Annotated in this window: 14 protein-coding genes; 2 read left to right on the top strand and 12 right to left on the bottom strand. The window is 64.8% G+C overall.

The window, feature by feature from the left end:
* Positions 1-3: 3 nt before the first annotated feature.
* Both C7G42_RS06270 and C7G42_RS06265 read right to left on the bottom strand, forming a co-directional pair.
* Positions 4-1,278 carry a hypothetical protein gene (locus tag C7G42_RS06270; RefSeq protein WP_158537567.1) on the bottom strand — a complete coding sequence of 425 codons (1,275 nt, stop codon included), beginning with the start codon at positions 1,276-1,278 and terminating at the stop codon, positions 4-6.
* Positions 1,279-1,479: 201 nt separating this feature from the next.
* Positions 1,480-1,884 (bottom strand): hypothetical protein, encoded by a 405-nt coding sequence (locus C7G42_RS06265; protein ID WP_106948131.1) that lies wholly within the window; start codon positions 1,882-1,884, stop codon positions 1,480-1,482.
* A 233-nt stretch (positions 1,885-2,117) separates the two neighbouring features.
* On the opposite strand from C7G42_RS06265, the gene C7G42_RS06260 reads away from it, so the two are divergent.
* Complete coding sequence (locus C7G42_RS06260; RefSeq protein WP_106948130.1) at positions 2,118-2,378, top strand: DUF1488 family protein; 261 nt, start codon at positions 2,118-2,120, stop codon at positions 2,376-2,378.
* A gap of 42 nt (positions 2,379-2,420) precedes the next feature.
* On the opposite strand, the gene C7G42_RS06255 is transcribed toward C7G42_RS06260, so the two are convergent.
* Complete coding sequence (locus C7G42_RS06255; protein WP_106948129.1) at positions 2,421-3,257, bottom strand: SDR family oxidoreductase; 837 nt, start codon at positions 3,255-3,257, stop codon at positions 2,421-2,423.
* A 215-nt stretch (positions 3,258-3,472) separates the two neighbouring features.
* Here C7G42_RS06255 and C7G42_RS06250 point away from each other — a divergent pair, with 215 nt between their 5' ends.
* Positions 3,473-4,807, top strand: a complete 1,335-nt coding sequence (locus C7G42_RS06250) for a dicarboxylate/amino acid:cation symporter (protein ID WP_106948128.1) — start codon at positions 3,473-3,475, stop codon at positions 4,805-4,807.
* Positions 4,808-4,991: 184 nt separating this feature from the next.
* On the opposite strand, the gene C7G42_RS06245 is transcribed toward C7G42_RS06250, so the two are convergent.
* From C7G42_RS06245 to C7G42_RS06205, 9 genes are all read right to left on the bottom strand, one after another.
* Positions 4,992-6,605, bottom strand: a complete 1,614-nt coding sequence (locus C7G42_RS06245) for an ABC-F family ATP-binding cassette domain-containing protein (RefSeq protein WP_106948127.1) — start codon at positions 6,603-6,605, stop codon at positions 4,992-4,994.
* 168 nt (positions 6,606-6,773) lie between these two features.
* Positions 6,774-7,121 (bottom strand): RidA family protein, encoded by a 348-nt coding sequence (locus C7G42_RS06240; protein ID WP_038951035.1) that lies wholly within the window; start codon positions 7,119-7,121, stop codon positions 6,774-6,776.
* A 215-nt stretch (positions 7,122-7,336) separates the two neighbouring features.
* Positions 7,337-8,464: an NAD(P)/FAD-dependent oxidoreductase gene (locus C7G42_RS06235; protein WP_106948126.1), complete on the bottom strand. Its 1,128-nt coding sequence runs from the start codon at positions 8,462-8,464 to the stop codon at positions 7,337-7,339.
* Positions 8,461-9,879, bottom strand: coding sequence for an FAD/NAD(P)-dependent oxidoreductase (locus C7G42_RS06230; RefSeq protein ID WP_106948125.1), 1,419 nt, complete (start codon positions 9,877-9,879; stop codon positions 8,461-8,463). Before C7G42_RS06230 ends, C7G42_RS06235 begins: the two co-directional genes overlap by 4 nt.
* Positions 9,876-10,172, bottom strand: a complete 297-nt coding sequence (locus tag C7G42_RS06225) for a (2Fe-2S)-binding protein (protein WP_106948124.1) — start codon at positions 10,170-10,172, stop codon at positions 9,876-9,878. The genes C7G42_RS06230 and C7G42_RS06225 overlap by 4 nt, the downstream gene beginning before the upstream one ends.
* A 27-nt stretch (positions 10,173-10,199) precedes the next feature.
* Positions 10,200-11,336 (bottom strand): NAD(P)/FAD-dependent oxidoreductase, encoded by a 1,137-nt coding sequence (locus C7G42_RS06220; RefSeq protein ID WP_106948123.1) that lies wholly within the window; start codon positions 11,334-11,336, stop codon positions 10,200-10,202.
* Between the two features lie 8 nt (positions 11,337-11,344).
* Positions 11,345-12,154, bottom strand: a complete 810-nt coding sequence (locus C7G42_RS06215; protein WP_106948122.1) for an ABC transporter permease — start codon at positions 12,152-12,154, stop codon at positions 11,345-11,347.
* Positions 12,151-13,026 carry an ABC transporter permease gene (locus tag C7G42_RS06210; protein WP_106948121.1) on the bottom strand — a complete coding sequence of 292 codons (876 nt, stop codon included), beginning with the start codon at positions 13,024-13,026 and terminating at the stop codon, positions 12,151-12,153. The genes C7G42_RS06215 and C7G42_RS06210 overlap by 4 nt, the downstream gene beginning before the upstream one ends.
* The gene (locus tag C7G42_RS06205) at positions 13,023-14,063 is read right to left on the bottom strand and encodes an ABC transporter ATP-binding protein (RefSeq protein WP_106948120.1); all 1,041 of its coding nucleotides are present in this window, start codon (positions 14,061-14,063) and stop codon (positions 13,023-13,025) included. The genes C7G42_RS06210 and C7G42_RS06205 overlap by 4 nt, the downstream gene beginning before the upstream one ends.
* Positions 14,064-14,069: the final 6 nt, after the last annotated feature.

The raw sequence follows: 14,069 nt of genomic DNA, 5'->3' as shown, positions 1-14,069 counted from the left end.
TTCCTACCACTGGATCGAGACAGCGCCGCGGCCGCCTGCAACGTTGCGCTCCAGCCCGATGCCGCCGCCGGCATTGGCGATGACGGCGTAGCTCTTGCCGTCATACAGCAGCGCGGTCGCGCCGAGCGCGAATGCGTTGGCACCCTCGAAATTTCCGTAACCCGCCGACAGCGCGAATTTGCGGCCGGCCTGCAGCGCCGGCATCGAGCCGGCGGCGAGGGCCACCGCCGTGCCGCTACGCGCCTCGAGCCGGTTGTCCATGACCTGCGATTGCAGCGAGGTCACCTGCGATTGCAAAGAGGTGATACTCGCCGGATTGAAGTTCGACGTCGCGAGATTGCCGGCAGCATCGGTGGTGACGAAGGACACTGGTCCACTCTGCGCCGCAAGGCTTGCGGCCGAGGCAACACCGGCCATGCGATAGGTGTTGCTTGCCGTGCCGATCGCGACCTGGTTTGCAGCCGTCGCCGTCGCGCCGGAGCCGATCGCGGCGGAGTTCGTGAAGCTCGCGGTAGCGTTGGTCCCGATGGCGATGGCATTGGCGCCCCCGCCGGCGGTTGCGCCATCGCCGATCGCGACGGCGCTCGCCCCGGTGGCGTGGGAGTTGTTGCCAGCCGCGAAGGAATTGCTGCCGCTTGCCGTCACCGCGTTTCCCAGGGCGACGGCATTTGTTGTGCTGGCACTCGCACCGCTTCCAATCGCGGTGGCAGATACCCCCGACGCGGCGCTGCTCACGCCGATCGCGACCGATCTATCGCCACTGGAACTTGCTCCGGTCTGGCCGGCTACGCCATCGCCCCCGCCGATCGCAACGCTGTACTTTCCGGACGACGTAGCGGCGGTGCCGTTAACACCGGCACCAATTGCAGTGCTCCAATCTGCGAAATCACTTTGGGTGTGGTTGGCGTATGCGCCGATGCTCGTCACGCCCTGTCCAGCACCGATGGAGGTTGCGCCGGCACTTCTGCCGACTGATGTGCTGGAGGCGGTCGCAGAAGCGTCAGCGCCAATCGCCGTCGCCGCCTGGTTGCTTGCGCCCGCATTATCGCCAAGGGCAGTCGCACCGGCTCCAAACGCGGCAGCGCCATTGCCGATTGCGGTCATTTGGCCCGGCCCCAACGTTGCGGCGTCACAGCTGCCCAGGAATCCACTCCCATTGGAATAGCAGGTCTGTGCGGCTACCGGAGAGATGCCCAGCCCAGACACGCCCAATATCAGGACGAGACCGGCGAACCCGGCGCAATGAACAAGCGCGCCGCCAGCGACGAACTGGATCAAACGGAATATCGACTTGATGATCGCAGGAGGCATTTTCGCTCTCACGTCTAGAGGCCGGGTCGGTCCCAACCGTCGAGAGCGTGGGGCAAAAGAAGGAGGCGAGCATCAACCGTACGGTCGAGTTCGCCTGGACGTCCTAGGCTGGAAGCTCGGTTTTTTTTGACTGTTGCCGAATTACATCCCGAAGTTTCCAGACGAGCGTCAGATCTTGTTGGGATCGGAGTCGTGCCTATGCTTGTGAAGAAATCGGGCGATCTGCCCACGGAGCGCCGCTGTGTCCAACAATGTTCCAACCGATCCGGCGGTGTCGAAGATCTCCCGCTGAAGCGTCATTGGCAGAGAGTTCCATTGCATGATGACGGCCGCGCCGAGACACCGCAAGACACGCTCTTCCTCGCTCGCGAGAGCTGCGCCGCGCAGTCGTTCCGTCTCGCCGGCGCTGACCGCATCCACGTATTGGTCCGCGAGGACCTGCTCGTTGTCCGCGCGCCATGCAAGGCTGTCCTGCAGTTTCTCGAATTTGCTGGTATCGGCCTCGCCTGCCGAGTTCTCTGCCAGTACGCCGTACGCAGCTGCTGTTGCGCGATACTGCAGGAATTTGAACATGCCGCCTCTTGGTCGCGGCGGGAGCGCAAATGCTCTCAGTCACCGATAACGGCCGAGGGGCGGGCGGTGATGAGAGATAGATAGTCACCTTTCGCCGAATAGCGAGGCTTGCGACGAACTATTCGTCGCGATCGGAACCGCACCGGGTTGTAACCCTGTCGTCAGAACATCATTTGAGTCAAAGTAGCATTTGAAAGAGGCGCAAGGCACCCTCAACCCGATCGGCCCGAACCATGATCGATTTTCCAAATCACAGCCGCTCATACGACCGGACACGGCGAGCCGTGCGATTCTGGGGGCACGACAGCGCCATCGAAGCCACGTTCTTCATCGACGAAGGCGCGTTGAAGCGGATTCAACCGGGCGCGCACGCGACCGAATCGGAATTCCTGAACGCGTTCGATTGCAATCGCGACTTGATATGTGCCACTGCGGCCAGGAAGTATGTCCGCGGCAGCAGGGGCTCCTACGACCTGCTCGCAGGAGATTTCTGAAGCGGTCAATGAGTTCGTGATTTCGTCCGTGGGCTCACGTGTCTAGCTCGCCCAGTTCTCGCGGAATTCGGGAAACAGCGTCAGGCCTCCGCAAGCATAGAGGGTCTGCCCCGTGATGTAGCTCGCATCATCGGAAGCGAGGAAGGCGAACACGGCGGCGATCTCTTCGGGGGTGCCGACGCGGCCCAGCGGAATATGGCTGGTGACCTCGCCGCGCTTCTTGGGATCGTCCCGCCAGGCCTCGTTGATCGGCGTGTCGATCGCGCCAGGACCAACCGCATTGACGCGGATGCCGCGGCCGGCGAATTCGAGCGCCAGCGTGCGCGTCAGATTGGCCATGCCGCCCTTGCTGATCGAATAAGCGAGATAGCCGGGCTTCGGGATGATCTGGTGGACGCTGGAGCAGTTGATGATCGAGCCCCCTCCCCCGCGCGCCACGAAATGCGCGAGCGCCTTCTGCGCGCAGAGCACGGCGCCGGTGAGATTGACGTCGATGATGTTGCGATAGGTTTCGACGTCGAGCGCCTCGCTCGGCGATTCCTTCTGGAAGCCGGCGTTGTTGACCAGGCAATCGAGACGTTTCCAGCGCGAAAGGATCGCCTCGAACATCGCGGCAATCTCATGCTCGTTGCCGACATCGGCCTTGACGATGAAATGATCGGCCTCGCCGTGGCCGCGATCGCGCGAAGCCGCCCGCGCCAGCGCGAGCGTCTCCTCCGCCCGGTCGTCGTTCTGGAAATAATTGATGGCGACCGTCGCACCCTCCTGAGCCAGCCTGACGGCGACGGCGCGGCCGATGCCTTGCGAGGCGCCGGTCACCAGGGCGTATTGGCCGACGAGGCGCGCGTGAAAGGAGGTCGAGCGATCGGTTTGCGGCATGGGTTTCTCCTGGGTGAATCATCATCGACGAGCGGCGCCCTTTGTTCCATCACATCGGCGCGTTGCAGTCGACATGGTCCCCCCAGCTGCGGTGCGGCGGCCAATCTTCGTGCGAACAGACAAAAATGTGATTGTCGCTTCTGCGGCGACCATCACATGATGCAAAGCATGCAAGTTCGAAATCACGCAAAATCAATGCGTTCCGGGGCCATTCTATGACACAAGTCGCGATCCAGCCAGCCATCCATCCCCGGCACCAGCCCTGGTACAAGATCCTCTACGTCCAGGTGCTGATCGCAATCGCGCTCGGCGTGATGATCGGCCATGTCTATCCCGATCTCGGCAAGGCCCTGAAGCCGCTCGGCGACGGCTTCATCGCGCTGATCAAGATGATGATCGCGCCGGTGATCTTCTGCACCGTGGTGCACGGCATCTCCTCGATGGGCGACCTCAAGCGCGTCGGCCGGGTCGGGCTGAAGTCGCTGATCTATTTCGAGACTGTCTCGACCGTCGCGCTCGCCATCGGCCTGCTGGTCGGCGAGGTGCTGCAGCCCGGGCACGGCTTCAACATCGATCCCGCCACAATCGATCCGAAATCGGTGGCGTCATACGTCACCAAGGCCCACGAAGACGGCATCGTCGCCCACCTGATGGCAATCATTCCCGACAGCTATGTCGGCGCGATCGCGCGCGGCGACCTGTTGCAGGTGCTGCTGGTCTCGATCCTGTCCGGCTTCGCCATCGCCTTTCTCGGCAAGGCCGGCGAGCCCATCGCGGATGCGATCGACAAGGCGGCGAAGATGTTCTTCGGCATCATCCGCATCATCGTGCGCGTCGCGCCGATCGGCGCCTTCGGCGCGATGGCGTTCACCGTCGGCGCCTACGGCCTCGGCTCGCTGCTCAACCTCGCCGCCCTGATCGGCACGTTCTATCTCACCAGCATCCTGTTCGTCGTCGTGGTGCTGGGTGGGATCGCGCGGCTCGCCGGCTTCTCGATCCTGCGCTTCATCGCCTATATCAAGGACGAGCTGCTGATCGTGCTCGGCACGTCGTCCTCGGAGACGGTTCTGCCGCAGATGATCCAGAAGATGGAGCATCTCGGCGCCTCGCGCTCCGTGGTCGGCCTGGTCATCCCGACCGGCTACAGCTTCAACCTCGACGGCACCAACATCTACATGACGCTCGCGACGCTGTTCCTGGCGCAGGCGACCAACACCCATCTGACGATCTGGCAGGAGCTCGGCATTTTGGGCATCGCCATGATCACCTCGAAGGGCGCCTCGGGCGTGACCGGCGCGGGCTTCATCACGCTCGCCGCGACGCTGTCGATCGTACCCGACATCCCGATTCAGTCGATCGCGATCCTGGTCGGCATCGACAAGTTCATGAGCGAATGCCGGGCGCTGACCAATCTGATCGGCAACGGCGTTGCCTGCGTCGTCATCAGCATCTCCGAAGGCGAGCTCGATCGCAATGCGCTGCACGAGACCATGGCGCATCCGCTGGAGATGGGCGAAGCGCTGGAACCGGGCGGGAGTGCAGCATCATAGGTTGCAGGCGAGCCGGCTCAACGCGATTCCGATGCGGTAGTTTCCCGGAATGGCCAATTGCTGGGGAACGAGTCAAAATGGTTGCGTTGGGATCACGGATTGATACTCATTTTTTCCACCCGACGCGCTGGGGGCAGGGCGTCGGGTTTTTGAAAATCACTGCCATCAGGACCGCCGGGCGGGATCAGGCGACCCCGCCATCGGTGTGCCGCACCTCAGCTGCAAGATCGATCCGCCGCGTCATCCCGATCGCCTGCAGGAACGTTTCGTCATGACTGACGACGAGAAGCGCGCCGTCATAGGCCCGCAAGCCTGCCTCGACCGCTTCGATGGACTCGATATCGAGATGATTGGTCGGCTCGTCCAGGATCAGCAGCGAAGGCGGCGACGCTCCACCCAACACGCAGGCCAGGCCCGCGCGAAACATCTGCCCACCACTCAGGCTGCCCGCGATTTGCAAGGCCGCATCGGCGCGAAACATGAACCGCGCCAGCGCGGCATGGCACTCGTTCGCACCCGCCTGCGGATTGAGCAACTGGAAATTGCCCAGAATGGTGAGCGCGGGATCAAGCAGGCCGACCATCTGGTCGAACAGCGCGAAATTCGTCCTCACCCGCACGGTGCCCGACAGCGGAGGCAGTTCGCCCGCGATTAGTTTCAGCAGCGTCGTCTTGCCGGAGCCATTGGGCCCGACCAGCGCGATGCGCTCGGGCCCGACGACAGCGAATGAGAGATCGCGCAGGACTGGTTGCTCCGGCCGATAGCCGACGCTGACGCCGTCGAGCCAAAGCACCTCCCTGCCCGCCGGCAAGCCGGTCGCGGGCAGCTTGACCGAGAGCGGCTGCAGAATTTCGACGCGCCGGCGCGCCACGTCGACGGCATGAAGCGCCTCCGCACGCTGCCGCTCGGCGACCTGTGCGTTCCTGCCGCCGCTATCCTCGCTGCGATCCTTGCGCGCCCCGGCCAGGATGCGCGGCATGTCCCCCTTGGCACGCTTCTTCCGACCGCCGCTGTCCTTGCGCGCTTTCTTCTCCACGGCTTGCTGCGCTTTCCCGTCGATCTCGGACAGGCGCCGCTCGGCATGCGCGAGGTCGTGCCTCACGGCGGCGAGTTCGACGGCCCTCTGTTCGCGAAACCTGCTCCAATTGCCGCCGTATCGCGTGGCTCCAAGCGATGTCAGCTCGACGATCGCATCCATCGCGTCGAGCAGGTTCCGATCGTGGCTGACGACGATTGCGCCACCGCGCCAGGCCGCAAGGAGATCGATCACGGCCTTGCGGCCGTCGTGGTCCAGATTGTTTGTGGGCTCGTCCAGCAGCAGAAAGTCGGGACCGGCAAAGACCAGCGCGGCGAGACGAACCCGCGTGATCTGGCCGCCGGACAGACACGAGAGTTCCGTATCGGGAGACGGATCGAATCCGAGGTGCGCGAGGGCCGTTTCCAATCGTCCCTCGAGCGTCCAATCGATCGAGGCGATGTCGTCGGCCGAGGCGTCGCCGCGCTCGGCGCGGCGCAGCAGTTCGAGTGCCGGCCGCACACCGAACAGATCGGCCACGGACGCGCCCGCGGGCAATTGCACGTCCTGGCGCAGCAGGCCGATACTGCCGTTGACCAGAACGCGTCCGGACTGCGGAAGATGCTCCCCCGAGATCGACGCAAGCAGCGTCGTCTTCCCGACGCCGTTGCGGCCGACGAGACCGGTTCGCTCAGCGGCGAATGTCAGATCGATGCTGGAGAGAAGAGAACGGCCGTCAGGCGTGGACAGCGAGAGGTTCGACAGGATGACTGAAGCAGGCATGGAATTCCCCGTGAGCAAGGCGGATGGGCGTTGCGGTCGGGGTGAAATCCATGGGTGCGAAGTTCCTGGTTGAAGTTCTCTCTAAGTAATTCGATTGGAGGGCGAGATCAAGGCGGCCGAGGAACGGCAGCGCGTTCGGCGCTACCGTCCTTTTTCCGCCCTGCGCGCTCAGCCCTTGAGCGCGGTCACCACCACCTCGATCAGCGCGCTGCCGCCGAGATCGGCGACGCCGACAGTGGCGCGGGTCGGCAGATTATCGCCGAAGAACTCGGTCCAGGCCGCGTCCATCTCCTTCTTCTTGGAGAGATCGGTCACGAAGATCGAGGCGCTGACGATTCGGCTCTTGTCGGTGCCGGCTTCCTTCAGATAGCCGGCGATCTTGCCGAGGATGTTGCGGGTCTGATCGCCCATCGAGACCGAGGTGTCGTCGGCGATGGTGCCGCCGAGGAAAACGAAGCCATTGGCCTCGACGGCGCGGTGCATGATGGGCGTGCGGATGCTGCGGGTGATGCTCATGAGGTCCTCTTGTTAGAGCGTGACGAGATTAGGTCGAGGTCGCGAAGGCGGTGCGCTCCCTCTCCCGCTTGCGGGGGAGGGCTGGGGTGGGGGTGTCTCCACAACGAACGCTCCCAGTGTGGAGAGAGCTCCCACCCGGCGCTACGCGCCGACCTCCCCCGCAAGCGGGAGAGGTTAGAGCGAGCCCGTTGTGAAATTGATCCGACAAATTGGCCTCATACACCGAGCGTCGTGGGATGGAAGCGGTCGATGCCGAGATCGCTGATGCGGGTCTGGCTGCCGCCATTGACGATCAGTTCCGCCATCACGGCGCCGGCGCCGGGGCCGAGCTGGAAGCCGTGCAGCGAGAACCCGAACTGATGATAAAGCCCTTTGTGACGGCTGCTCGGCCCGAACACGGGAATATCGTCCTTCATCTTCGCCTCGATGCCGGCCCATGCGCGGACGATCGTCGCGCTGCGCATCACCGGGAACAGTTCGAACACGGTGCGCGCGCTGGTCGCAAGGCTCTTCCAGTCCAGCACCGTCTCGTTGCGATCCTGGTAGGGCGTTGCGAGATGACCTCCTCCGATCAGCACGGTGCCGTTGGAGAATTGCTTGAAGGAGAGTTTGCGTCCGCGCAGGATCACGACGGGGTCGATGAAGTGCGGCACGCGCGAGGTGATCATCAGCATCGGCGCGACGGTCTCGACCGGCACCGGCTCGCCGAGTGCGGCCGCGATCCTGCCGGCCCAGGCGCCGGCGGCGTTGACGAGCACCGGCGCCGCAAAGGTCTCGGTGCCGACATCGACGTACCAGAGGCCGTCGCTGTATCGGATGTTGCTGGCCGCCACGCCCTCGCGCACGGTCGCGCCGAGCTGTTCGGCCTTGCGCCGGAACGCCGTCGTCGCCTGCGCCGGATTGGCGGCGCCGTCGCGGCGCGAGACCACGCCCCCGGGACAGGACTCGGCAACCGCCGGCACCAGCCGTCGCAGTTCGGTCGCGTCGATCAGCTCTTCATGGGTGAAGCCGAGCGCATTGAGTTCGGCCACGCGCGCGCGGCAGACCGCGAGCTCCTCCTCGTTCTCGGCGACCAGCACCTGGCCGTGACTCTCGAAGCTGCAATCGTCGTCGAGAAGATCCTTGATCTTCTCCCAGATTCCCATCGAGCGGATCGAGAGCGGGATTTCAGGGATATGCCGGGCGAGCTGCCGGACACCGCCGGCGTTGACGCCGGACGCATGGCGGCCGGCATAGTCCTTCTCGATCAGCACCGGCTTCAGGCCGGCGAGGCACAGATGCAGCGCCGTCGAGCATCCGTGGATGCCGCCGCCGACGACGATCGCATCCACGTTTCGGCTCATCCGCGCACCACTGCCTTGACGTCGGCCTCGCTCTTCGGAACGGCAGCGAGCTCGGCAAGCGTGATCGGCTTCACGGGCGCACGCAGGCGGTAATAGCCGATCTCCTGCGGGCTCTTGCCGCGCGCTTGCGCCATCAGCTCCGTGACGGTGAGGCCGCAGAGCCGGCCCTGGCACGGGCCCATGCCGGTGCGGCGATAGGCCTTGAGCTGGTTCGGCCCGGTTGCGCCGATCGCGACGGAATCGAGCACGTCCTTTGCCGTAACCTCCTCGCAGCGGCACACGATGGTGTCACCGGAGGGAATACGGAACTGCGGCGCGGGACGGAACAGCGTGTCGAGGAACACGCGGCCGCGCTCGGCCTTGGCGAGATCGGCGCGCAAAGCTGCCATCGACGGCAGCTTCGCAGCAGCCGCGGGTGCCAACGCTTCGACCGCTGCACGCGCCGCGATGCGTCCACGAACCACTGCTGCGTTCGCACCGCCGATGCCGGCACCATCACCGGCAATCGCAATGCCGGCGACCGACGAGTTGCCGTTCGTATCGAGCACCGGCGACCAGCACAGCTGCAGATCGTCCCAGCGATGTTCGACGTCAGCGGACATCGCCAGATTGACGTTTGGCACGACGCCCTGATGCAGCAAAAGAAGCTCTGCGGGAATGGTCTCACGCTTGCCGCCGGTGACATAACTCACACTCGCGAGTTGACCATCACCGGCCGCAGCAAGCTCGGTGACGCCGGAGACGACCTGCACCTTCGCCTTCACTTCGCGCATCATCGACAGGCCCTTGGCGAAATAAGGCGACGTCAGGAAGGCAAAGGCGTGCGGCAGGGCGGCGAAATAATTGCCACGTTCGGTCGTATCGAGGATACGGTCGATGCGACCGCCAAGGCGCAGGATCTGCGCGGCGAGCAACCACAGCAGGGGCCCCTGCCCCGCGATGACTGTGCGCCCATCCGGCACCAGCGCCGATGATTTCAGCATGGTCTGCGCGGCACCCGCGGTCATCACGCCCGGCAGCGTCCAGCCGGGAATCGGGAACGGCCGTTCCAGCGCGCCGGTCGCGAGGATCACGCGCTTCGCCTTGACGAAGGCGGATGCGCCGCCGATCGAGACGGCGATATCGAGATTGCGGTCGAGGCTCCAGACCGTGGCGCGATGAATGACCTCCGCGTTGCTCGCGCGCAGCGCCTGCACGAGGTCGGCACCGCCCCAATAATCGGCGCCGAGTTGGTTGCGATCGGTCACCGGCGTCGAGGAGATGGCGCGAAACACCTGACCGCCCGGGCCGATATTCTCGTCGAGCAGCAGCGTCGAAAGGCCAGCTTCAGCGGCGGTCGCCGCAGCCGCGAGGCCCGCGGGCCCGGCGCCGATCACCACGACGTCATAGTCCTCGCGCTTGGGAGCCACAGTCATCGTCCGATCTCCCGCTTGCCCTTCTGAATTTCGATTTGCATGCCCTCGGCCACAGGCACAAGGCAGCCTTGGCGGTTGCCGATGCCGTCGATGGTGACGAGGCAGTCGAAGCACACGCCCATCATGCAATAGGGCAGACGCGGCACACCGCTCACCGCCGTCGCGCGACGTGCGTCAACGCCGGAAGCGAGCAGTGCGGCGGAGACAGTGTCGCCCTGCCGCGCCGCGACGGCGACGCCGTCGACGAAGATCTGCACCTGCGGACGTTTGTCCTGTTCGGATCGCTTGAACATGGGATGCCTCTGGGCTCCTTGATATCTCTAATAGCCGCTACTGTTCGCGGCGCCCGCGCCGCCAAAGCGGCTCGCGGAGAACGCGCCGACCAGCTCCGGCTCGAGCGCGCCCTGCGCCACCATGCGCGCGATCTCGAAGGCGTGGTTGGAGGCGAGCGTCACGCCGGAATGGCAGCAAGCGACGAAGGCACCCGGATGGGTCTCCGATTGGTCGTAGATCGGAAAGCCGTCCTGCGGCATGACGCGGATGCCGGCCCAGCTCCTGACCACATTGAGCCGCGAAAGATGCGGGAACATGCGCTGCGCGCGATCGGTCATCACCGCGCTGATCGAATGCTTCAGCGCGCGATCGTCGAGCTCGTCCTCCTTGCTGTCGCCGATCATCACCGTGCCCTCGTCGGTCTGGCGGATCGTGGTCAGGGGATGCGGGAGGAACGGCATGGTACGCTCGGTCACGACGACCTGGCCGCGCGTGGGACCCATCGGCGCGTAGAGGCCGACCATCGGCGCGAGCGTCTGATTGGCATTGCCGGCTGCGAGCACGACCTTTGCGGCGCGCAGCTCGCCCTTCGGCGTCGTCAGGCTGAACTCGCCACCGTTCTTGCTGATCGCAGAGACCGGCCGCTCCGGAAAATAGTCGATGCCGAAGTCCCTGAAGCCGGTATGGAACGCGCGAAATGTCCGCAGCGAATTGACGTGGCCGTCGAGCGGACAATAGCTGCCGCCGGAAACTTCCGGCCCGATCAGCGGCAGCGACTTCTTCACCTCGGATGCGGAGAGCATCTCCATCTTGTAGTCGGCAGCACCGGTCTGGTTGTGCATGCGCTTGACCAGGTCGGTGCGCTGGCCGAATTCGTCCTCGCCGAGCGTGAGATGGAAGCCGCCGTTCTGCTGGAGCGCGACATCGAGTCCAGTCTGCAGCTTCAGCTCGGAAGCAAGCTTGCTCCACGCCTGCGACGCCTGCACGGTCCAGACCGTATAGGCCGGCATCCCGAGGCCCTTGCTCTGCACCCAGACCAGCGCGAAATTCGCGCGCGAGGCGCGTTTGGTGATGTCGCCTTCGTCAAGCACGGCCACTTTCTTGCCAAGCCGGCCAAGGCCCCAGGCAATGGCGGAGCCGAGCAACCCGCCGCCGACGACGGCGACGTCATAATCCGTTCGCATGGTTTCTCCTATCGTCCGGCGTCGCCACTCTTGCCGGCGAGCACACGGTCGAGCCCGTAGAAGCGATCGAGCAGAATGAGGGCGGTCATGGTCACAGCGATCACGCAAGCCGAGACCGACGTCACCAGCGGATCGATGTTGTCCTGGATATAAAGGAACATGCGCACCGGCAACGTTTCGGTGCCGGGTGCGGCGAGGAAGACGGTCATGGTGAGATCGTCGAAGGACTGGATGAAGGCGAGCGCCCAACCGCTGATGACGCCGGGCAGGATTAGCGGCAAGGTCACGCGGCGAAACAGCGTCCAGCCCCCGGCGCCAAGCGAGACCGCCGCGATCTCGATCGTGCGGTCCATGCCGGTCGCCGCCGCCAGCGTCAGCCGCAACGCGAACGGAAACACGATGATGACGTGCGCGATGATCAGCGCGGCGAAACTGCCGCCGAGGCCGGCCGAGGTGAAGAAGCGCAGGAAGGCGATGCCGAGCACGACATGCGGGATCATCAGCGGAGACAGGAACAGCGCGGCGAGCGCATCGCGGCCACGGAAGCGATAGCGCGCGATCGCCAGCGCCGCCGGCACGGCAAACAGCAGCGCCACGAAGGACGAGAGGGCGCCGAGGCCAAGGCTGACCCAGAAGGCATGGATGAATTCGGGGTAGTTCGCGATCGCCCTGAACCAGCGCAACGAGAAGCCGTTGGTCGGCAGCGAGAGGAATCCCTCGGGCGTGAAGGCGACGAGGCAGACTACCAGGATCGGCGCCACCATCACGATGACGAAGAAAGTATGGAAGACCAGCGCGAGCGGACCGTTCCGTCTCATCGGAACACCTCCGCGTAACGCCGCTCGATCAGTGCGTTGCTCCCGACGACGATCAAGACCAGCGCGACCAGCAGGAGCGTTGCGACCGCAGCACCGAGCGGCCAGTTCAACGTGTTGAGAAACTCGTCATAGGCCAGCGTCGCCGCGACCTTGAGCCGGCGGCCGCCGATGATCGCCGGCGTCGCGAACGCACTGGCCGAGAGCGAGAACACGATGATCGCACCCGACAGCACGCCCGGCATGATCTGCGGCATGATGATGCGGCGGATGGTCGTGATCGGGCCCGCGCCGAGGGACATCGCCGCGTTCTCGATCTGCGGATCGAGCCGCTGCAGCGCCGCCCACACCGACAGCACCATGAACGGCATCATGACATGCGCGAGCGCGATCACCATGCCTGTTTCGGTGAACATGAACGGAATTGGCGAGCGGATCACGCCTGCCGACATCAGCAGCTTGTTGACGAGGCCGTTATTGCCGCCGAACAGCAGTGCCCAGCCGAGCGTGCGCGCCACCACGGAAATCAGCAGCGGACCGAGGATGACGAGCAGGAAGAAGCTCTTCCAGCGACCATCCATGCGGTTGAGGATGTAGGCCTCCGGTGCGCCCAGCAATGCGGTGAGCAGCGTGGTCAGGATCGCAATGCGAAAGGTCCGCCAGAACATCTCGGCGTAATAGGGATCGGTCGCGATCTCGTGCCAGTTCTTGAGGATGAAGACCGGCTCGATGCCCTTGTACTGGCCCCAGTCGTGGAACGAGAGCATCACGGTCATTGCCAGCGGAATCAGCAGCACGCCCACGAACAGCATCAGGGCGGGCGCCGCCAGCGCCCAGGGCGCACGCGCGTCGCGTTCCTCGGCGACCGCGCTCATGCGCCAGCCCTCGCGCGCACGCTCATATCCTCGGTCCGCCAGGTGAGGCGAACCGCATCACCCTCGACCGGCTGCGCCTGTCCGTCGTTCTGGCGGATCACGATCGCCGTGCCGCATTCGCTGTCGCACTGGAACAGCCAGTGATTGCCCTGAAAGATACGCGTGATGATCTTTGCGCTAAGACCGGTATCGCCGAAGCCGATCCGTTCAGGGCGAACGCTGACGGTGACGGGGCCGCTGAGGCCCGCCGGGGCCGGCGCGCTCCAGGAACCCGCCGCCACCTGCGCTGGTGTGGCGGTTCGATCGACCGCCGCGGCAAAATCGTTGGTCTTGCCAAGGAATTGCGAGACGAAGGCCGAGGCTGGCTTCTCGTACGTCTCCTGCGGCGTGCCGATCTGCTCGATCTTGCCCTGGCTCATCACCACGATGCGGTCGGACAGCGACATCGCCTCGTTCTGGTCGTGGGTGACGAGGATGGTGGTGGTGCCGATGGTGCGCTGGATCTGGCGCAGCTCGATCTGCATCTCCTCGCGCAGCTTGGCGTCGAGGTTGGACAAGGGTTCGTCGAGCAGGAGCACGCTCGGCTTGATCACCAGCGCACGCGCCAGTGCCACACGCTGCTGCTGGCCGCCTGACATGCGGCGTGGATGGCGGTCCTCGAAGCCGGCGAGGCCGACCATCGCCAGCGCGGCACGAACGCGCTCGGCTCGCTCGGCTCGCGGCACGTTGCGCATCTCGAGACCGAAGGCGACATTTTCCGCCGCGGTCATGTGCGGAAACAGCGCGTAGCTCTGGAACACGATGCCGAGCCCGCGCTTGGCCGGATGGACCGCGGTCAGATCCTTGTCCTCCAGGCGGATCGCGCCGCGAGTGGGATCGAGGAAGCCCGCGATCATCTGCAGGGTCGTGGTCTTGCCGCAGCCGGAGGGGCCGAGGAAGGAGATGAACTCCCCCTTGCCCACGGCGAGACTGAAGTCGTCGACCACAGTCTGCGCCCCGAACTGCTTGGCGACCCGATCGAGCTCGAGATAGGCCATACGCTG

The organism is Bradyrhizobium sp. MOS003 (assembly GCF_003020125.1).
Taxonomy (GTDB): Bacteria; Pseudomonadota; Alphaproteobacteria; order Rhizobiales; family Xanthobacteraceae; genus Bradyrhizobium.
The sequence above is the reverse complement of the archived record's forward strand: the minus strand, read 5'-3'. Positions and strand labels throughout refer to the sequence as shown.